Below are 21,056 nucleotides of genomic sequence, written 5' to 3' on the forward strand. Positions count from 1 at the left end.
GCTTATAGTGTTAGTTCTTGCGCTCGATGACATATCGGGCGAACTCTTCGAGTAACTGAGTATTGTATGGGATTGCCTCCAATGCTTGAAGTGCTTCTTGCAACAGAGTGTGAGCTTTCTCCATTGCTCCCTCTAACCCCAGTAAAGATGGGTAAGTGCTCTTGTTTAGCTCTTGGTCTGAACCTTGAGGCTTACCCAATGTTTCTGTATCACTAATTATATCAAGAATATCGTCTTGAACCTGAAACGCCAGACCGATCGCTCTAGAGTAGCGCTCAAGGTGAGGCATAACGTCTAGGCCCTTATCGCCAGCGGCAAGTGCGCCTAGTTTTACGGCACAGTTAATCAGTGCACCAGTCTTATTGCGATGAATTTCTTCCAATTCTGCGAGAGACACTCGACGATTTTCTGCACCTAAGTCCAATGCTTGACCAACGCACATGCCATTCGCACCAGAACTTTGTGCAAGGGCTTGCACCATCTTTATACGGTGGCTTTCTGCGTTCGGATTCAGTTCGCCTTCTGCAAGGATCGTAAATGCGAGGGTTTGCAGTGCGTCACCGGTCAGAATGGCTGTCGCTTCATCAAATTTGATGTGGCAAGTCGGCTGTCCACGGCGCAGGTCGTCGTCATCCATAGCAGGTAGATCATCATGGATAAGAGAGTAGGCATGGATACACTCAATCGCAGAAGCCGGCGTATCTAGGTCTTCAGGTTCACAACCTAGCATTTGACCAGTGATGTAAACAAGGAAGGGACGAACACGTTTACCGCCGAGGAGTAGGCCGTATTTCATGGCTTGAATCAACGGCTGTTCTTGATGAGGTAATTGCTCAAGCCATTGATTTAACTGTTGGTTATTTCTTTGTTGATAAGACGTCAATGTCTCTTGCATCACATTGCTCACTACTGATTTATTATTCTGACTCAGGGTTGAAGTCACTCAGTGGTGCTTCATCATCTTCGCTTAGAAGAATGCTAACGCGATGTTCGGCGTCGCTCAGTTTCGTTTGACCAGCACGAGCGAGTGCAATGCCACGTTCAAATTTACGTAGAGCATCATCTAGAGCAAGGTCACCGTTCTCTAGTTGATCAACCAAGCTGTCTAGCTCATCGATGGTTGCTTCAAAGGTCATGTTTTCTGGTTTCTTAACCGCCATCTTTTATCTGCCTTAATCAAGCCTCTAATAGAATGCACGCAAGTTACCTTAGCCTAGTAACTTGGTCAAATTTAACCTTATATAATTGTCACAAATTTAGCGTTCAACGGGTCTGATGAGACGAAGACCATTAATAAGTTAAGGTATTAACGATCTTTTTGTGATGTATTAACCAAGATTTTTCTAAAAATTCTGCTCTAGTTGTCGATACAAGTAATAATTCGCCTGACTGGGCAATGTTTGAGTATAGCGTGAGGAGTGCTTTGTGGATTTAGCAACCCTAATAGGTTTGATTGGTGGTTTTGCATTCGTCATTATGGCGATGGTGCTTGGTGGCAGCATTGGCATGTTCGTAGACGTCACCTCAATCCTAATCGTCGTTGGTGGTTCAACGTTTGTAGTATTGATGAAGTTCACCATGGGGCAATTCTTCGGCGCGACCAAAATTGCGGGCAAAGCGTTCATGTTCAAATCGGACGAGCCAGAAGATCTGATTGCTAAGATCGTAGAAATGGCAGACGCAGCGCGTAAAGGTGGCTTCCTAGCATTGGAAGAGATGGAGATTAATAATAGCTTCATGCAAAAGGGCATCGACTTACTGGTGGATGGGCATGATGCGGATGTGGTGCGTGCTGCTTTGCAAAAAGACATTGCACTGACCGATGAGCGCCACTCGCAAGGCACGGGTGTTTTTCGAGCATTCGGTGATGTCGCTCCGGCAATGGGTATGATCGGTACCTTGGTTGGTTTGGTTGCCATGCTTTCAAATATGGATGATCCAAAAGCGATCGGTCCTGCGATGGCCGTTGCACTTTTAACCACTCTTTACGGTGCAATTCTTTCTAACATGGTGTTTTTCCCAATTGCGGACAAGCTTTCACTACGCCGTGATCAAGAAACACTCAACCGTCGTTTGATTATGGACGGTGTACTCGCAATTCAAGATGGTCAGAACCCACGTGTTATCGATAGCTATCTGAAGAACTACCTCAACGAGGGCAAACGCGTCCTTGAGATTGACGAGTAATCTGGAGGTCATCTAATGGATGAAGATAACAAATGTGATTGTCCGCCACCTGGCCTCCCCCAATGGATGGGGACGTTCGCTGACTTGATGTCCTTGTTGATGTGTTTCTTCGTATTGTTACTTTCGTTCTCGGAAATGGACGTACTGAAGTTCAAACAGATCGCTGGCTCTATGAAATTTGCTTTTGGTGTTCAGAACCAACTTGAGGTTAAGGACATACCTAAAGGCACCAGCATTATTGCGCAAGAGTTCAGACCAGGTCGCCCAGAGCCAACACCGATTGATGTCATCATGCAGCAGACCATGGACATCACTCAGCAGACGTTGGAGTTTCATGAAGGGGAATCTGACCGAGCTGGTGGCACTAAGCGTGACCAAGGGAAGTTAACCGGTGGTCAATCACCAGAAACGTCAACGCAAAACAACCAATCAGCGGAATCAGACATGCAACAACAGCAGTCTGAGCAAACCTCGCAAGAGATGGATACCTTGATGGAAAGTATCAAGAAAGCGTTGGAGCGTGAGATTGAGCAAGGGGCAATAGAGGTCGAAAACCTTGGGCAACAGATCGTGATTCGAATGCGAGAGAAAGGGGCATTCCCTGAAGGCTCTGCGTTCCTCCAGCCGAAGTTTAGACCGCTGGTGCGTCAGATTGCGGAATTGGTGAAAGATGTACCGGGCATCGTACGAGTTTCTGGCCATACGGATAACCAACCGTTGGATTCTGAGCTGTATCGCTCCAATTGGGACCTGTCGTCGCAACGAGCGGTATCGGTTGCTCAAGAAATGGAGAAAGTACGAGGCTTCTCGCATCAACGCTTACGCGTGCGTGGTATGGCGGACACTGAGCCATTGGCACCAAATGATTCGGATGCGAACCGAGCGCTTAATCGCCGCGTCGAAATCAGCATCATGCAAGGTGAACCACTCTACAGCGAAGAAGTGCCGGTAATTCAATAACCGAGTATTTATTCTTATACTAAAGCGAGCGTCAAGCTCGCTTTTTTTGTCATTCCATTTCGCTTGGGTGTATAATCTTGCGCCTTTAAAAGTGAGCTCAAAAGTTTGAGTGTGACATGCGTGATATTTTTACGTATGAACACCTAGTGCGGAGTATCACTCATTGTTGATTGCGAAACTAACCTGCGAACTAGACTATGAAATTTATTGTAAAGCCCCATCCAGAAATTTTTGTAAAAAGTGAATCTGTGCGTAAGCGCTTCACAAAGATTTTAGAGTGCAACATTCGTAACATCGTTAAGAGCCGTACGGAATCTGTCGCGGTATTCAACCGTCGTGATCACATTGAAGTGACCTCTGAGAGTGACGAGTTTCACGCTGAAGTTTTAGAAGTCCTGACTCATACCCCTGGTATCCACCACGTTCTTGAGGTGAAGCAAACTGAGTTCAAAGACTTGCACGATATTTACGAGCAAGTGTTGGAGTTAAGCGGTTCACTGATCGAAGGTAAGACTTTCGTCGTGCGTGCTAAACGCCGTGGTAAACATGATTTTACTTCTATTGAACTAGAGCGTTACGTAGGTGGTGGTCTTAACCAAGCGGTAGAAAGTGCTCGTGTTAAGCTAAGCAAGCCAGACGTAACGATTAACGTTGAAGTAACCAATGACAAGCTAAACCAAGTGTTGGCTCGTCACAAAGGCCTAGGCGGCTTCCCTCTAGGTACACAAGAAGACGTACTAAGTCTGATCTCTGGTGGTTTCGACTCTGGCGTTTCAAGTTACCTGCACATCAAGCGTGGTTCAAAAGTTCACTACTGTTTCTTTAACCTAGGTGGCCCAGCACACGAGATCGGCGTTAAGCAGGTTTCTCATTACCTATGGAACAAATACGGTTCTTCTGCAAAAGTTCGCTTCATCTCTGTTGATTTCGAACCAGTAGTTGCTGAAATCCTAGAAAAAGTCGACGACGGCCAAATGGGCGTGATCTTGAAGCGCATGTTCATGCGTGCCGCTGGTATGGTGGCAGAGAAGTTTAAGATCGAAGCATTGGTTACGGGTGAAGCTCTAGGCCAAGTATCAAGCCAAACACTGACTAACTTGCGTCATATCGATAATGTGACTGACACCCTGATTCTTCGTCCGCTTATCAACTGGGATAAAGAAGACATCATCAACCTAGCGCGTGACATCGGTACTGAAGACTTCGCTAAGACGATGCCTGAGTACTGTGGTGTTATCTCTAAGAAGCCAACAGTGAAAGCGGTAAAAGGCAGACTGAACGCGGAAGAAGAGAAGTTTGACTTTGCGATTCTTGAGCAAGTTGTGCAAGAAGCTCGCGTGATGGACATTCGCGATATCGCAAAAGAGTCTGAGCAAGCAGCACCAGAAGTAGAGCAGGTTCAAGCTGTAGAAGAGCACGCTATCGTTTTGGATATTCGTAGCCCTGAAGAGGAAGACGATAACCCACTAGAAATCGATGGTGTGGACGTTAAGCACATTCCATTCTATAAGCTGGGTACTCAGTTCGGAGACTTAGACCAATCTAAGACTTACCTTCTGTACTGTGACCGCGGTGTGATGAGCCGTCTACAGGCATTGTACTTGCAGGAGCAAGGTTTCAACAACGTGAAGGTTTACCGCCCATAGAATCGTTGTAAAACAGAAGATCACAAAAGCGCAAATTGAGAAATCAGTTTGCGCTTTTTTCGTTTTAGCGCGCGCAAAATGGAGTGTATTAAAGTGGTAGTATTGCGTTAAATCACACGTTTCGAAATTTGTATTGATATAACGATAGATAATCCGAAATGAGGATGAAAAGTGACGTTGATGCCAATTTTTTATAAAAGAAGAAATGTGGATGGTTTAGATAAAAAAACACCGCCTAATTAGGCGGTGCAAGAAATTTGACAGACAGGTCAAAATAAATACAGGAAGTATATGTTTTGTCACAGGGAGTGTGGACAAAACATCATGGTAGAATTCTACCGAACTCGAAATACGAGTTTGCAAACACAACATCGCAACAACGAAGCCAATTGATTCACAAATGGAATCAAGCCGTTCAGGCTCGTGTTGCGGGATGAAATATAGAATTTATCTGGCTGTTCGGCAACGGACATTTTATAATGTTTCAGATTAAAAAAACTAATCCTACTTGAGGTCCCATAATGTCTCGCAGATTGCCTCCGTTAAATTCGCTTCGCGTTTTTGAAGCGGCTGCTCGCCATCTTAGTTTTACCCGTGCTGCTGAAGAGTTGTTTGTTACTCAAGCCGCAGTGAGTCATCAAATTAAAGCGTTAGAAGAGTTCTTATCGCTGAAACTTTTCCGTCGTCGTAATCGTTCGTTATTACTGACGGAAGAAGGGCAAAGTTACTTTTTAGACATTAAAGATATCTTCACTTCCATTGCTGAAGCGACCGATAAGGTATTGGAACGTAGTGAAAAAGGTGCGTTAACCATCAGTTTGCCACCGAGTTTTGCCATCCAATGGCTAGTGCCTCGTTTAGCCGATTTTAACGCGCAAGAACCAGACATTGATGTGCGCATTAAAGCGGTGGATATGGATGAAGGTTCACTGACTGATGATGTTGATGTAGCTATCTATTATGGTCGTGGAAATTGGCCTGGTTTGCGTGCCGATAAACTCTACCAAGAGTTTTTGATCCCACTTTGTTCACCATCGTTACTTTTAGGTAACAAACCATTAGAATCTCTAAGTGACCTTAAATTACACACCTTGTTACACGATACTTCTCGTAAAGATTGGAAGCAGTTTGCTCGCCAACAAAATATCGAAGGTATCAACGTAAACCATGGTCCAATCTTCAGCCACTCAACCATGGTGTTGCAGGCGGCGGCGCATGGGCAAGGTGTTGCACTAGGAAACAACGTACTCGCTAAACCTGAAATGGAAGCAGGACGCTTGATTGCACCATTTGATGAGGTGCTGGTTTCTAAGAATGCCTTCTACGTGGTGTGTCACGAACAACAAGCGGATATGGGACGTATCGCGACGTTCAGGGATTGGATGTTGGCGACCGCACGAAAAGAACAAGAGGAAGTACTAGATGAGCCATTGGATAGCTGAAGGGCCTGAGAACGGACCACTTTTTATTTTTGCTCACGGTGCAGGTGCCGGTATGGAGCATGACTTCATGATTGCTGTAGCCAAAGGATTAGTTGAGCAAGGTATTCGTGTGGTGCGTTTTAATTTCCCTTATATGGTTAAGCGAGCAGAAGATGGTAAAAAACGTCCGCCAGATCGTGCGCCAAAGTTACTGGAAGCATATGAAGAAGTGATCACTCACTTTACTTCACAGCCTATTGTCATTGGTGGTAAATCGATGGGTGGCCGTATGTCGAGCCTGCTTGCAGACAATAACCTAGTAGCAGGCGTTGCGTGTCTGGGCTTTCCGTTCCATCCGCCAGGCAAACCTGAAAAGTACAAAGGTGAGCATCTCGCGACGATCAATAAGCCGACGCTTATTTTACAAGGGGAGCGAGATACCTTTGGCAAGCGAGAAGAATTCGATGGCTTTGCTCTTTCTGACCAAGTAACGGTGAGTTTCTTGCCCGATGGCGACCATGGCTTCAAGCCTCGTAAACGTTCCGGCTTTACGGAAGAAGGCAATATTGCCTTGACGGTAGAGCAATTAGCGACATTTATTAAAGAGGTATCCAATGAAAAGTAAGTGGTTACTTTCTTTTACAGGACTTTCTGGTTTAACTTCTGTTGCGCTAGGAGCGTTTGCTGCTCATGGTTTAAAAGCAACGCTCTCGCCTTATTTACTCGGTGTGTTTGAGACCGGTGTTTTGTACCAATTCATCCATACTTTGGCTATCGCGCTTTGTGCCATTTTGCTCGTACTAAATTTGGGACAAAAAGCACAAAAGTATTTTTTCATCGCGGCGATTTGCTTTATCATCGGCATCTTTTGTTTTAGCGGCAGTCTTTACGCGCTGGCGCTGACAGGTATCAAGTGGTTTGGACCAATCACCCCTATGGGAGGATTCTTGTTCATGATCGGTTGGTGTTTGTTCTTTTTTGCTGCGTTTAATATCAAAGAGGTCTCCAAGTGAAACAACTAATGCTCTATTGCCGTTCTGGCTTTGAGAAAGAGTGTGCTGGTGAAATTCAGGACAAAGCAACAAAACTTGAAGTGTATGGCTTCCCTCGTGTGAAGAAAAATTCAGGTTATGTTGTCTTCGAGTGTTACCAAGATGGAGACGCAGATAAGCTAGCGAAAGGTCTAGATTTCAGCGCATTGATTTTTGCTCGCCAAATGTTTGCCGTTGCTGCTGAATTTGAAGCTCTGCCAAGCGAAGACCGTATCAGTCCAATTCTTGCTGAACTGTCTGAAATGGAAGAATTCCCACGTTGTGGTGATCTACGTATTGAAACCCCAGACACCAACGAAGCGAAAGAGCTATTGAAGTTCTGCCGTAAGTTCACGGTACCAATGCGTCAAGCGATGCGTGGTAAAGGTCTGATGTGGAACAAAGACAATGCGAAGAAGCCTGTGTTGCATATTTGCTTTGTGGCTCCTGGTCATTGTTACGTAGGTTACTCATACCCAGGTAACAACTCTCAGTTCTTCATGGGCATTCCTCGTTTGAAGTTCCCTGCAGATGCACCAAGTCGTTCTACTTTGAAGCTAGAAGAAGCGTTCCACGTGTTTATTCCTCGCGAAGAGTGGGATGAGCGTTTAGCACCAGGCATGTGGGGCGTAGATCTCGGTGCGTGTCCAGGCGGTTGGACTTACCAATTGGGGAAGCGTTCGATGTTCGTTCACTGTGTCGATAACGGCATGATGGCAGACAGTCTAATGGAAACGGGACAAATTAAGCACCACATGGTGGATGGCTTTAAGTTTGAACCAGACCGCAAGAACGTGACTTGGATTGTATGTGACATGATTGAGAAGCCAGCACGCGTTGCTCACTTGATGGGACAGTGGTTACTGAAAGGTTGGGCAAAAGAAGCTATCTTCAACCTGAAACTGCCAATGAAAGGTCGCTACGACGAAGTACTGCAAGATTTGGAAAACCTAAAAATGTTCCTGATTGAGAACAAGGTGAAGTTCAAGCTGCAAGCTAAGCACCTGTACCACGACCGTGAAGAAATCACGATTCACATTCAGTGCCTATCGAACATTTCTCCGCATTAATCTACGCGTTGATATACGATAGAGTAGAAGCAAAAAAGCGCCGGCAATAGGCGCTTTTTTAGTGTTTGAAGTCGATTGCTATTCCGCTTTGTTTGGTCCGGTAAAGCGAATGTCTTGTAGGTTGAAACCTAGTTCAATATCGCATTTAAGTGCTGCTACGCGTTTACATAAGCGTGCCGACTCAATATGTTCATCAAACTTCTTACGATATTTCGGTACCAGTTCTTCGCTAGCGTAAGCGGCTTCAATGTCTTCGAATTGAGTTAAGATCTCTTTGGCTGCTTTAGGGCCAACACCCGGAATACCCGGAACTTGGCTTGAGCTGATTCCTGTCAAACCCCAATAATCCGCGAGCTGAGATGGTTTTACGCCAAACTCTTTTTCGATAAACGGTTCATCTAGCCAACGGTGTTGGAAGTAATCTCGGATCTGAAGAGTCGGGGAGAGCAGTTGGCAGTAGCCTTTATCGGTCGAGACAATCGTGACCTTTTCGCCGTGGCTCGCCACTTTAGTTGCCAGTGTTGCGACTAAATCATCGGCCTCATCGCCTTCAGACAATAGTGAATCAATGCCTTCTTCCCACCAAGCTTGTTGGATGGCATCCAATCCCTGCATTAGCGGCTCTGGCATAGGCTTACGATTTTGCTTGTAGTTCGGAAGAATTTCAGCGCGCCAGCCTCTATCTTGTTCATGATGATCAAACACCGCGATGATGTGCGTAGGTTGAGCTTCAGAAAGGATGCGAGTTAGCGTTCGTCCTGTCGTCGTGATAGTTCTTGCTATGTCGGTCGGATCGGGTTGTGCAGAGTGCACGCGACGAATCAGGTTTAGGGCATCAATAATAACAAGATGAATAGACATAATGACTTAGCAATAAAAAAGGGGCGTAATGCCCCTAGTGTAACCAAAGCTGAGTTATCTATCGACCACCATTTTCCTGATGGGCAATTCGGTAACATGGCTCATAGGCCGTTCCGCCTGGTAGTTTCATGCGGTGTTGTTCAACAAAGTCTTTCAGTAACTTATCCAGCTTCTTCATTAGCACGGGATCGCCGTTGATGGTAAATGGACCATGACGTTCGATTTCTTGAATGCCTTCTGCTTTTACGTTACCCGCAACAATGCCAGAGAAAGCCTGACGTAAGCTCGCAGCCAGTACCTGTGGTTGTTGGTTCAAGTGCAAATCTAGGCTTGCCATCGCATCGTGAGTTGGCTCAAAAGGCAATTGGAATTCTGGTTCGATCTTCATTGACCAGTTAAAGCTGTAGGCATCGCCTTTTTCTTTGCGGTGTTGACGAACATCTTCCATCGAACGCTTCATGATACGAGCGACTTCGGCCGGATCATCAATAACGATTTGATAGTGTTTCTGGCCTTCTTCACCCAGCGTATCTGCAATGAAAGCATCGATTGAGCGGAAGTAAGCTTCGCTTTCTTTTGGACCCGTTAGCACGATTGGCATTGGTTGGTCGGCGTTATCTGGGTGCATCATGATGCCCAAGATGTACAGCAACTCTTCTGCCGTACCCGGACCACCAGGGAAGATCACTATGCCGTGCGCCATACGTACAAAGGCTTCGAGACGCTTCTCGATGTCTGGCATGATCACCAGTTCATTCACGATAGGGTTTGGTGGCTCTGCAGCAATGATTGAAGGCTCTGTCAAACCAAGGTAGCGCTGCTCAGTGTAACGCTGTTTGGCGTGACCAATCGCTGCCCCTTTCATTGGTCCTTCCATTGCACCAGGGCCACAGCCTGTACAGATGTTCAGCTCACGAAGTCCAAGCTCGTTACCTACTTCGCGAGTGTATTGGTATTCGGTTGCATTGATTGAGTGGCCACCCCAACACACGACAAGATTTGGCTCGATGCCCGGAGTTAGGGCGCCCGCATTGCGCAGAATGCCAAATACAAGGTTGGTAATGTGCGTAGCATTGGTGAGATTAAGGCGTTGGTTGTCCGCCAAGTGCATGTTCACGTACACGATGTCACGTAGAACAGAGAATAGATGCTCTTGAATACCTTTAATGATTTCGCCATCGACAAATGCATGCTCAGGCGGATTTGCCAATTCAAGCTTGATGCCGCGCTCACGTCTAACCACGTTCACATCGAATGAAAGGTATTTGTCTAATAGCTCTTTTGAGTTATCGGTGTGGCTGCCGGAGTTGAGGACCGCGAGCGTGCAGTTACGATAGAGTTGGTATAACTCACTCGATGCGGTTTTCTTAAGACGTTCAACTTCCAGTTGGGATAGCAAATCCATGCTACCTGCGGGGCTTATATGGGTAATCATAAGGCCTCCTTGCTAATGCATTCTTTTGAGGGAAGAAACCAACTCACCTGTCAGTTTATACGTATCGTTTTACTCAGTGGTTGGCAGACTTTGTTTTATAGCGTTTAAACAGCTTAGCAGACTGATCAGGGAGAAACGTGATAACTCGTTGAAAATTTGAGGCAATATGACAAAACAGCACGTAAAAAGCGTTTGTTTGGTTGTTTTTTGAACGCTTTTTAGTTCCAGTTCACCTGACTGTTACCACGCTGCTTGGCATCTCTTAGCATGTTACCAAGACGATCTAAGACGTACTCAGGGTTGTCTGCTTCTTTGAAGGAAGTGGAAACCGCCGTCAGCGTAATCATGATGTTTTGTTCGCGGAACTTGAATGGCAACTTACTGATATCACGCTGAATGTGCTTCATCAATTCAAGCGTGTATTCTTCCGATTGCTCAGGGATAAGCATGATGAACTCTTCACCGCCAAATCGAGCGACGGTTTCGGTATCGGCGATGCGCTTGCTCATGGTGCGAGCAATAATCTTCAATGCTTTGTCGCCAGCAGTGTAGCCATAGCTGTCGTTAACGGCTTTGAAGTTATCGACATCAAACAGTACAACACGAAGGTTTTGTTGTGAGCGAATCCAACGACGATATTCTAACTCTAAACGATCATTAAAAGCCGCGCGGTTATATACCTTGGTCAATGGGTCTAGCAGCATGCGCTGTGCTTGATCTTCCAAGCGACGACGATAATCTTGCGTTGATTCAAAGACGGCTTCAAGCTGGTTTTTGCTGTAGCTTAAGCGTTCTTGAAGGGCTTGTTCGCGCTCTTCGGTCATTCTTAAGCGCTCAGTCAAAGAGGCCATCTTGGCCAGCAATGGTGATACTTCACCTTTCAACTCTTCGAGATCTTGTGCATGTTCCAGAGATTCTTGGCTGCGTTCCACCAAGGTAGTCATCTCTGAATTCAATTCTTGGCGATGTTCGAAGTAGGTTTGATGCTGATCGACGTTCTGATGAACGGTTTTCAGATTGCTTGAAAGCGAAGTATTGAGTTGCTCTAGGAACTGTTCTGATGATTTACGCTCGTACTTAGTGGCTTCGACGACCAGTTTAAGCGTATTTAACGTCAGCTCAATCAGTGACTCAGCGTTCACACCCAAAAGCAGTTTGGCACGGATATCCAACAATTGATCACCCGATTCGCCTTCAAAGTCGAGCTCGGTAATCGTGTGCTGGAGGTCGCTGGCTAAACATTCCAGTTGTGATTTATCTGGCCCGTTTTCTAGCTCGCCAAGGTTAAGGCGTGAGTTGGATGTGATGATCTTGAGCGCACGCTCATAAATGCTCAGTAGCTTGGTTGCTTGGTCAACTTTTTTACCCGCATGAACTTCAGAAAAGCTCATGAGATTTCGCAGTTCGCGTTTTAGCTGCGCAGGCAAACCTGTGATGCGCTGAAGCGTCTCACCACTGTGTTTGATTTGTTCGTCGAGATAGCCGTTTTGTTTTTCCATCGCCTTAGACTGCTGTTTGAGCATTCTTTCTAGCACTGCTAAACGAGGGATCAGCGCGCTGACATCTTTTTGATGTTCGAGTTCTTGCTGAATTTCGAGCAGGTAGTTGGTTACTTGAGAGTTTGAACCCTGACAAGCAGAAGACAATGATGCCACAACTCGCTTCAGAACTTGCTGCTCACGTTTAAATTTGAGCGAAGTATCACGATGAGTCAGCCTGAGTTGGTCAAGTTGACAACTCAGCTGATGAAGCTGCGACTGAATATCGGATTCCAAGATTCCCATGAAGTGACTACGGTTAAGTCCATGTACTACTGACGATTATTTGATAATAACAAAAAACTTTATAGCGTCATCACTGATTATGCTCAACCGTTGGTTAATTATCCGTTTTTTAATATTTTTTTGATGTCGTCCTCATTCTTGTACGAAGAATGAATCTTTATTAGCCCTTGGTTGATGGCATGTTGGCAAGCGGTTCTTATGTTACCGGTTGCAAAGCTTGCGGCGGGCGCGTTATCAATCGCCTTCAAGAACACCCAATGGCTGTGTTTATCTTTTAAGCTGACCTCACGGGCAATGTGCGTAGCGAGCAATAATAAGTCGAGCAGTTCTTCATCATTAATGGCGGTGTAGGCACGTGGCAAGAATGGGTAATCACTGATACCCATACGAATCGTGCGATTCACATGGTGTTTGGCCGCAAACTCATCCACCCAACTTTGGAATTTGTTGAATGTGGCTTCCGCAGAAGCATCGCGATCAGCATTGGGTTCGATGTACAGTAAGTTTGCATCTGAGAAGTGGTACAAACGTGTTGGTTTCTGGATACGTTCTGCCAAGAACTCACCAAAAGCCCGCTCTAGTTCCAAACCAGCTTTGTAGCCGTGTTGTACGTACATACTTCGTAAGAATGGTAAGTCGATCATCACAAAGCGTAGGCGGTCGTTGAGGGGTTCGTGGATCAGTTCGCCCATTTGCCATTGTTCAAACGTATCGCTCGATTTCTTCAACGAACGCGACAGTTTCACGTTCAACATACGTAAGTTACGTAGACGCGAACGCGAGTGGGTGAAGAGATCATTACGTAGCTTGTCGATTTGTGATGTTTGACGCTGCATGATCACACCACGACGCATGATGAATAAGAACATCACCAGGACAGTAATGAACAGGGCGAATGAAATCTTTTGGAACTTGCGATGTTCCATCTCAACTTGTGCAAGCTTGTCCGCTTGGCCGACATAATGAATGCTTTGTTCGGCAAACTCTTTTTGCTGGCGAAAGGCATCCTCACTGATTTGGTTAAGTTGCTTTTGCTCTAATCGCACAAGACTGGTGTACTTTTTGTAGGCTTGTAACGACAGTTGGTATTCGCCTGCTTGCTCATACCCCAAGCCCAGTAGGCGGTAAGACTGCTGTTTGATAAAGCCTGTATCGTCCGGTGCCTTCTCGATCAGGTCGAGTGCTTTTTTCGCATTATTTATGACATTTTTACTTTCATTTTGGTGGTAAGCCAATCCCGATTGCAGTAATGCCGCTTTCGCTTCTAGTTGTGGTAGGTCTGCGTATGCAAGCAAATCCATAGAGCGGTCAAGGTACTGCTCTGCTAATGCGTAGTTATAAAGCTGGAGATAGGTTGCCGCTAAGCTCAAACGGATCTTGATAATGCGGTTGATATTCTTACTTGTGCTGTCATGATCCAGTACGTTGAAGTAGTGCACTAAAGCTAGATTAAATTTGCCTTGGTAGAAATAGATGTCACCCATTTGCTCTAGCACGTCGGCCAAAATCGGTGAGCTTGGGTAGCTATCGTAAAAGTCTGCGGCCTGAGAGAGGTACTCGATCGCTTTGTCATACACGCGGCGTTCTTGAAACAGGCGCGCCAATAAACGATTTACTTTTGCTAAGCGTGCACCGCTGTCGCTCTCGATTGACTGCCAATAGCCGTACAGCAGTTCAGAAAGGGCGAGGTTGTACTTTTTATCATTGAGATAAAATTCGCCTACGGCGGTGTGGTAATCAATTAAAATCAGGTCCGAGCGGTTATCTTTCAGCATGGTTTTAGCTTGTGCGTATAAACGGTCGGCGTTAACGCTATCACCACTGTTTGCTGCCAGTAGCGCACGCTGCATCACCAAGCGATAATGCACGCTGTCGGTGCGTTGCAATACAGGGTTGGCGTCTTCAATCTGTTTTTCGATTTGATCGAGTTTTTCTTCTGCGGCTGCGTAGTTTTTGTCATACATCCAAATCATTTGGTTGCGCATGAGCTGCACGTCCAGATTCATGTATGGCAATTGGTATTCTTTGGCAAGACGTTCGGCTTCATCAAGGTTATTGATCGCAGAACGAATGTTCCCCATGGTGTAATCGGCTTGGGCGATGATCTTGTGTGCTTCGATGGTACTGCTTGGCGTGCGGATACTGCGATCGGTCTCTTCACGAGACATAGCAGACGGGCTTCCGTTCTCTTGACGCTCTGTCAGCTCGCGTTGCAATAGGTAGTTTTTGGCCGCTTGTTTGGCTTGTGAAGGCTCAATCTCAGCAAGTTGTTGAGCTTCATTAAGTAAAGCGGAAGATAAAATGGTCGCGTGAAGTGGCTGTGCTAGTAATAAGCAAAGAAAGCCAATCAGCCTAAATAGACGCGAACTGTCCCAAAACATCCTTTTCGTTCCCTCGAACTGTGTCGTAAATTACGTATTTTTGAATAAACAATAGTAGAGAAAAACGCCCAGCAATCCAACAGATAGCTGAGCGTTTTTGAGTATTTAAACAATTAGTTTTTGAGTGTGGAACTCAAGCACTTTTGATTCTCTACTCAGATTACTGACGCGCCATGCGGTTATTGTGCGCGGGCTTGTCTTGTTCCGTTGAACGGTAAGGGTTGATATCCAAACCACCACGACGTGTGTAACGTGCAAATACCGTCAGTTTTGTTGGCTGGCAGTACTTCATCAAGTCAGTGAAAATGCGCTCAACACATTGCTCGTGGAACTCGTTGTGCTCACGGAATGAAACGAGGTAACGAAGCAACTTCTCACGATCAAGCTTGGCGCCTTGGTAGCGAATTTCTACGCTGCCCCAGTCTGGTTGGTTGGTGATCAAACAGTTCGATTTTAGTAGATGGCTGTGAAGAATTTCTTCTACTTGCTCATCACCAGCAGCTCCTTCAAGCAGTGCAGCATCAAAATCGTAGCTGGTGATTTCGATGTCTTGAGCGTCAATACACTCGCCTTCCATCGTCACGATAGGTTGGTTGGTGTAATAAGTTACTGGGTTTACTTCCACAAGTACTTGCTCACCTGCGCATGCCGATAGGTCTTGCGTCAAACGCTCAGTCACTTCTTCCCAAGTAGCGAAACGCGTTTGGTTGTAGCTGTTTAAGTATAGTTTGAACGACTTTGACTCAATCAAGTTTGCGCTGGTTGCTGGAATGTACACTTCGCCAACCGCAACTTGAGGCAAGCCTTTGCTGTTTAGCCAAGATAGCTCGTACAGCGTCCAAATGTCGTGGCCCATAAACGGGAGGCTGTCGCCAAGTTCAAGGTCGTCACGGTTTAAGCTGCGAGGAACAGGTTGCAGCAAGCTCGCGTCGTATTGGTTTGCGTACTCGGTCTTTTTACCCAGAGTCAGGCCAGCAAGCTCTTTAGCGTCAGAATATTTGCTCATACTTTGTGGTCGTTTTCGATTAGAATGGCGAGAATTTTACTGAATCCGCTGATTAATTGCCATCCGGCAGATACCGCAACCTGATAAAAACAAACCAGGAGACCTTCATGACCCAAACCGTTCCTCAGGCTCTACAGGATTTTAGCCTGCGCTACCAACAAGCTTGGCAAGACAAACACAACGAACTGCCACGCAGTGAAGAGCTTGCTGATCTTGTTTCTCCATGTGTAGAAGAGAAACGCGATGAGGTCGTTTTGTGGAAATCGGTTCCACGTGATGAGATGGCAGACTTCACCAACGTTGAGAATGCAATTGAATTGACGTTGCATGAAGACATTAAGCTTTTCTATGGTTCGCAATACAGTGCTGATATGGACGCGACTTGGCAAGGCAATGAACTGACACTGCTGCAAGTTTGGAGTGACGATGACTTTACTCGTCTGCAAGAGAACATTCTTGGTCACCTGGTGACTCAGCGTCGTTTAAAACTAAAGCCGACGGTATTTATTGCAGCGACTGATGCCGAGCTGGATGTGATTTCAATCTGTAACTTAACGGGTAATGTGATTCTTGAGCGCTTGGGTTCTGATAAACGTGACGTATTGGCTGAAACACTGACCGAGTTTCTAAGCAAACTTGAGGCAGCGGTGTAAGCATGTACGTTGTTGAGTTGCAGTTTGAGTGTTTTGATAACACTACCGTAAGCGCCGTAGATAAAGCGATTAATGGTCTGATGGACGCACTGCGTTACAACGGACAAGTTCTGGGTCGTGAATTTCCTATCGTAATGGGTGATGGCGAGTTTTATGTTCGCGTCGTTTGCCCAGAGCAAGACAGTTTGCATCCTCGCTACCATTCTGATTTCGTCAAAGTGTGCATGAATCGTTTGTCGGAAGCGTCGTTGCTTGCGCCGAAAATGCGCATGTTGGGTCGTGATTTGAATTCAGAAGAAGCGGCTGAAGAAGAGACTCCAAGTTGGCAAGTACTTTACACCACTTACGTGCATACCTGCTCTCCACTGCGCAGTGGTGAGACGCTGTTGCCAATTCCACTTTACCGTAATGGGGCAACACTGAATGGTGACCATAAAGCGGTGGTGAAATGGCAAACCGAATGGCAAGCGTGTGATGAAATCCAAATGGCGGGTGGTTGCCGCGCTGAACACGCTGCGCTGCATGAAATTTGCGACTCAGACAGTGTGTTGTTCCGCCGTGGTTGGGATTTGCGTGGCCGTATTGAATACATCACCAAGATTCCAACGTACTACTACCAATACCGCGTCGGTGGTGAGTCACTTGAAGCGGAAAAAGCGCGCAAGTGTCCAAAATGTGGTGGTGACTGGTTACTCGACGAACCGCTGCACGACATTTTCTACTTTAAGTGTGACGATTGCCGAATTGTCTCCAACATCTCTTGGGACCACATCAAGTAGTCTATTCTTTAAAGCTGGCGTCTATGCCAGCTTTTTTCTATCGATATAAATGAATCAAACCTGATCAGTAAAATTATCTATTATTGATTTTATCAATATATTGATTCAAAAAGCATTTTCACTGACCATTCCTCTCACCCCCTTGATTGTGATCTTTGTTCATATTCAAAGAAAAATGTAACTTAGTTGCATGCTTTATAAGCATTGAAACGTTTGCTTCTCAAAAAATTAAAATAACATCCATATCCTTTTTAAGGTTTTGGGAAGAGGGCCCCTTCCGAAAATATATATAAAAAAATAATCTGGAAGGAATTGTGATGACATTATTTAAACGAAGCCTCGTCTGTATTGCTGTTGTCGGCCTGATGGCTGGCTGTAATGACGACGATACGAAATACGTAGAAGTTCCATCGGACTACAGCCCTGTAGTCGCAGAAGGCAAAACACTGACTAACACGCCTGATGTGGTTGTGAAAGGTGAAGCGACACAAGCGGATGAAGTCACCATCGCTATTGCGGCGACATCTGACCTACATGGTCGTTTATTCGGTTTTGACTATGCATTGAATGCGGAAGATGACGACGCTGGTATTACGCGAATTGCGACTCTGCTTGCTGACCAAAAAGCGGCGCACCCAAATATGATCCTGATTGATATCGGTGATACGGTTCAGGGCAACTCCGCGCAGCTATTCAACGATGATCCAACTCATCCAGTAGTCGAGAGTATGAACTCTCTTGGTTTTGATGTTTGGGTACCTGGCAACCATGAATTCAACTTTGAGCGTTCGTTTGTCGATCGCAACCTCGATCATTTTAATGGTGCGGTACTGTCTTCAAACATCAAATGGGAAAGCAACGATGTGAACTACATTCGTGCGTTCCAAATGTTTGAAGTGGAAGGCGTGAAAGTGGCGATCGTTGGTCTAACGCCATCGAACGTCCCGAACTGGGAAGCGTCTGCGCCGGATCACTTCAAGGGTTTGAAGTTTGAGAACGAATTGGATGCCACTAAAGAAGCGGTTGACCAACTGGTGTCTAAATACAATCCAGACGTGATTGTTGGTGCACTTCACCTTGGTCGCCAAGAAGATGGTGGTGTGGGTGTTTACGAAATCGCGTCAGCAATGGCGGATAAATTCGATGTCATCTTAGCGGGTCACGAACACGCGAACTACATCGAGCAAGTGAATGCTGATGGCACGGTTACCCCAATCAGCAAATCAACATCAGAAATCGGCGGTGAAAATACGTTGATTGAAGACAAAACCAAGTCTGGTGAATACAACCAAGACAACCGCGTGCAAAGCGTCAAAATCATTGAGCCGGGCAAGTGGGGGGCTTACCTTGCGAAAGCTGAGATTCAACTGAAGAAAGTTGATGATAAGTGGACAATGGAAGACACCACATTGACCAACATCGGTACGAAGAAAGTGGAACAAGAGCAAGCGCTGCAAGCGAAATTCCAATACGTGCATGATATCTCGGTTGAAGACGCAACTCGTGAGCTTGGTCGTGTAACGGGTGACTTCACACCAAGCGCAACTGGCTTCCCAGATGAAGCGACAGCGACGGATTACAACTACACCGCGGAGCGTCTGTACTCGACGATTCACCTTGCGAAAGTCGTTGATACACCGTTGATGGACGTGATTAACCAAATCCAAATGCAGAAAATCGAAGATGCTGTCGGTGAAGGTAATGGTGCGGTTGTGTCTGCTGCGTCGTTGTTCTCTGATCAATCTAACCTGATCGATGGTGAAGTGTACACCAAAGGTAAATCGACCAACTTGTACAAGTACGACAACACCTTACTTGGCGTTGAGATGACAGGTGCGAACCTAAAACGCTTCATTGAGTGGTCATACTCTTACTTCAACCAGTATCAACCGGGTGACATCACGGTGTCGTTTAAGAAAGGCGCGCCAGCTTACCTATACGACCAATTTGATGGTGACATCGAGTTCACTGTGGATCTAAGCAAACCGTCGTTAGAGTTGGATGAAAACAACGCCGTAACGAATGAAGGTAGCCGCGTGAATATCACCAGCATTGGTGGCGAGCAGTTCGATCCAAATGCGACTTACAAAGTGGCGATGAACAGCTACCGCTTTGGTTCGCAAATCCAGAAGTTTGGTTGGGCGAGCAAAGACGATGTGTTCTATGACTCAGTGAATGAACAAGTGTACGCAATTCGCGACATGCTGACGGAGTATGTTGAAGAGAACAAAGGTATCAACGTGGCAGATTTCAGTGGCAGCGTGGGTAACTGGTCATTCACTCAATATCTACCAAGTGGTGATATCACGACACTGCGTGGGGGCGAAGGCAAAGCGCTGTGGGATCAATTGAAGAACATGGAAATCTGTGTCTCGATTGACTTGGAAAACCCAAAGTACCCAGCGATTGTTAAGTCTGTGAACATCAATGATTCGTCGAGCTACTTTGATAACCCTAACAAAGACGCGGCGACCCTTGATGAGAAAGTCGCAGGTTGTAACCCAACTCATTAATCCTGCATGTGGGCGCGGTAATCTTTACTGCGCCTAATTTTACTCACTAGAGGCAAAGCCCGTTTAGTGAGTGATGTAGAAGAGTGCTTCATGATCAAAAGAATCTATAACCGATGGGGTTTCACCCTACTGATTACCCTTATCTCCACGCTTATCTTCCAGTTTTCTTCTTCGTGGAGTGAAGATTTCCGTCCTAAATCTCGTCAGCAACAAGAGTTTGTTGAAGCGACCGTCACGCGTTCGATCTCAAACCATGTTGCGCCAGATCCGCTCGTGCCGGATGTGATGACAGGTAAGCAAGTCTTCATGGCAAAAATCCTTGAGGGAGAGAGTGAAGGTTTAGAGGTGGAAGTCACCAATCCTCTTAGTCGCCAGCACAACGTGTATGTCAGTGAAGGCGATACCTTCATCATGATGATTCGTGAAACCACCAATGGCACCGTCTATTGGGCGTATAACCACAAACGATCAGACGCGATTTACCTGATGCTTGCGCTGTTTTGCGCGCTGCTGCTGAGCTTTGGCAAGAAAGAGGGCATCAACTCAATGGTTGCTCTTTATTTCACTGCTGCCTTGATCGTTGGCGTGTTGGTGCCGAGTATTTTTGCGGGTTGGAATCCGATGTTGGTCAGCATCTTATTGATGGTGGTGATCATCGTGGTCAGCTTTATTCTCGTTTCTGGCTATAACCGTAAGAGTTTATGTGCCATGGGCGGCACGTTATTGGGCGTGATCGCCGCAGGTGTAATGGCGCAGTGGTTTGGTGAAATGGCGCACTTGTCGGGCATTTACCTCGACAAAGGCGAAGACGTTATTTATCTAACGTCGGTGAAGATGGGCATTCGCTGGTTGATGTTCGTGACGATTGTCGTTGCTGCGCTTGGCGCTGTTATGGACGTTGCGATTTCGATTGCATCGGCGTACGCGGAGCTGCAACAAACTGATCCGAAACTCAAGCCAAAGCAGTTGGTTAGAGCATCGATGAACATTGGTCGAGACATCATGGGAACCATGACTAACACCTTGATCTTGGCGTTTGCTGGCGGCTCATTGACGACCATCATGATGGTGTGGGGGCTTAACATGCCAGCGAGCCAGTTTATGAACATGCCGCTGGTGGGACTTGCGGTGGTGAATGCGTTAGCGGGCAGTGTAGGCATTGTGCTTACTATCCCTTTTACTGCATTTTTAGCGCCTTATGTGTTTAAACATCCGCAAGTGGATACGCAGCCAGAACAGGAGAAAAAGAAGGTTGAGCAAGACGAAATTCAGCTGTTTTAACGATATAAAACCGCAATGAAAACAAATGCAAAAAGGGCGCTCCGATGA

At 46.1% G+C, this 21,056-nt stretch carries 18 protein-coding genes; 11 read left to right on the forward strand and 7 right to left on the reverse strand.

What is annotated here, in order from left to right:
* Nucleotides 1-10: 10 nt before the first annotated feature.
* Together ispA and xseB are read right to left on the reverse strand one after the other, a co-directional pair.
* Nucleotides 11-895 carry a (2E,6E)-farnesyl diphosphate synthase gene (ispA, locus tag ATB76_RS20640; protein WP_042603914.1) on the reverse strand — a complete coding sequence of 295 codons (885 nt, stop codon included), beginning with the start codon at nt 893-895 and terminating at the stop codon, nt 11-13.
* 22 nt (nt 896-917) lie between these two features.
* A complete protein-coding gene (gene xseB / locus ATB76_RS20645) occupies nt 918-1,160 on the reverse strand; it encodes an exodeoxyribonuclease VII small subunit (RefSeq protein ID WP_038865420.1) in 243 nt (80 codons plus the stop codon).
* Nucleotides 1,161-1,425: 265 nt separating this feature from the next.
* On the opposite strand from xseB, the gene pomA reads away from it, so the two are divergent.
* The 7 genes from pomA to rlmM all read left to right on the forward strand — a co-directional run bounded on the left by pomA (nt 1,426) and on the right by rlmM (nt 8,315).
* Nucleotides 1,426-2,187, forward strand: a complete 762-nt coding sequence (pomA, locus tag ATB76_RS20650) for a flagellar motor protein PomA (RefSeq protein ID WP_038865419.1) — start codon at nt 1,426-1,428, stop codon at nt 2,185-2,187.
* A 15-nt stretch (nt 2,188-2,202) separates the two neighbouring features.
* Nucleotides 2,203-3,147, forward strand: a complete 945-nt coding sequence (locus ATB76_RS20655; RefSeq protein ID WP_005440148.1) for a flagellar motor protein MotB — start codon at nt 2,203-2,205, stop codon at nt 3,145-3,147.
* 197 nt (nt 3,148-3,344) lie between these two features.
* Nucleotides 3,345-4,793 carry a tRNA uracil 4-sulfurtransferase ThiI gene (thiI, locus tag ATB76_RS20660; protein WP_038865418.1) on the forward strand — a complete coding sequence of 483 codons (1,449 nt, stop codon included), beginning with the start codon at nt 3,345-3,347 and terminating at the stop codon, nt 4,791-4,793.
* A 521-nt stretch (nt 4,794-5,314) separates the two neighbouring features.
* On the forward strand, nt 5,315-6,235 hold the full coding sequence (locus tag ATB76_RS20665) for a transcriptional regulator GcvA (RefSeq protein WP_005447583.1): 921 nt from the start codon (nt 5,315-5,317) through the stop codon (nt 6,233-6,235).
* Entirely contained in the window at nt 6,216-6,839 is a 624-nt protein-coding gene (locus ATB76_RS20670; protein WP_038875574.1) for an alpha/beta family hydrolase, read from the forward strand. Before ATB76_RS20665 ends, ATB76_RS20670 begins: the two co-directional genes overlap by 20 nt.
* Nucleotides 6,829-7,227: a DUF423 domain-containing protein gene (locus tag ATB76_RS20675; RefSeq protein WP_038865415.1), complete on the forward strand. Its 399-nt coding sequence runs from the start codon at nt 6,829-6,831 to the stop codon at nt 7,225-7,227. The genes ATB76_RS20670 and ATB76_RS20675 overlap by 11 nt, the downstream gene beginning before the upstream one ends.
* A complete protein-coding gene (rlmM, locus tag ATB76_RS20680) occupies nt 7,224-8,315 on the forward strand; it encodes a 23S rRNA (cytidine(2498)-2'-O)-methyltransferase RlmM (RefSeq protein WP_045400178.1) in 1,092 nt (363 codons plus the stop codon). The genes ATB76_RS20675 and rlmM overlap by 4 nt, the downstream gene beginning before the upstream one ends.
* A 78-nt stretch (nt 8,316-8,393) precedes the next feature.
* Here rlmM and xni read toward each other — a convergent pair whose 3' ends face one another.
* The 5 genes from xni to queF form a co-directional block, all read right to left on the reverse strand.
* Nucleotides 8,394-9,176 carry a flap endonuclease Xni gene (xni, locus tag ATB76_RS20685; RefSeq protein WP_038865412.1) on the reverse strand — a complete coding sequence of 261 codons (783 nt, stop codon included), beginning with the start codon at nt 9,174-9,176 and terminating at the stop codon, nt 8,394-8,396.
* A gap of 58 nt (nt 9,177-9,234) precedes the next feature.
* Nucleotides 9,235-10,611: a nucleotide 5'-monophosphate nucleosidase PpnN gene (ppnN, locus tag ATB76_RS20690; RefSeq protein WP_038865411.1), complete on the reverse strand. Its 1,377-nt coding sequence runs from the start codon at nt 10,609-10,611 to the stop codon at nt 9,235-9,237.
* A gap of 218 nt (nt 10,612-10,829) precedes the next feature.
* Nucleotides 10,830-12,395, reverse strand: a complete 1,566-nt coding sequence (locus tag ATB76_RS20695) for a GGDEF domain-containing protein (RefSeq protein ID WP_038875579.1) — start codon at nt 12,393-12,395, stop codon at nt 10,830-10,832.
* Between the two features lie 98 nt (nt 12,396-12,493).
* Complete coding sequence (locus ATB76_RS20700) at nt 12,494-14,776, reverse strand: hypothetical protein (RefSeq protein WP_038865409.1); 2,283 nt, start codon at nt 14,774-14,776, stop codon at nt 12,494-12,496.
* A gap of 160 nt (nt 14,777-14,936) precedes the next feature.
* Complete coding sequence (gene queF / locus ATB76_RS20705) at nt 14,937-15,782, reverse strand: NADPH-dependent 7-cyano-7-deazaguanine reductase QueF (RefSeq protein ID WP_061036065.1); 846 nt, start codon at nt 15,780-15,782, stop codon at nt 14,937-14,939.
* A gap of 107 nt (nt 15,783-15,889) precedes the next feature.
* Here queF and syd point away from each other — a divergent pair, with 107 nt between their 5' ends.
* From syd to ATB76_RS20725, 4 genes are all read left to right on the forward strand, one after another.
* A complete protein-coding gene (gene syd, locus ATB76_RS20710) occupies nt 15,890-16,435 on the forward strand; it encodes a SecY-interacting protein (protein ID WP_061036066.1) in 546 nt (181 codons plus the stop codon).
* A 2-nt stretch (nt 16,436-16,437) separates the two neighbouring features.
* Entirely contained in the window at nt 16,438-17,214 is a 777-nt protein-coding gene (locus tag ATB76_RS20715; protein ID WP_038865405.1) for a Zn-ribbon-containing protein, read from the forward strand.
* Between the two features lie 317 nt (nt 17,215-17,531).
* Nucleotides 17,532-19,727: a 5'-nucleotidase C-terminal domain-containing protein gene (locus tag ATB76_RS20720; protein WP_061036067.1), complete on the forward strand. Its 2,196-nt coding sequence runs from the start codon at nt 17,532-17,534 to the stop codon at nt 19,725-19,727.
* 90 nt (nt 19,728-19,817) lie between these two features.
* Complete coding sequence (locus ATB76_RS20725; RefSeq protein ID WP_061036068.1) at nt 19,818-21,008, forward strand: YibE/F family protein; 1,191 nt, start codon at nt 19,818-19,820, stop codon at nt 21,006-21,008.
* The last annotated feature ends 48 nt before the right edge of the window (nt 21,009-21,056 follow it).

Origin of the sequence: Vibrio sp. MOR3, from assembly GCF_001557775.1 — a bacterium.
In the GTDB taxonomy this organism is placed as follows: domain Bacteria; phylum Pseudomonadota; class Gammaproteobacteria; order Enterobacterales; family Vibrionaceae; genus Vibrio; species Vibrio jasicida.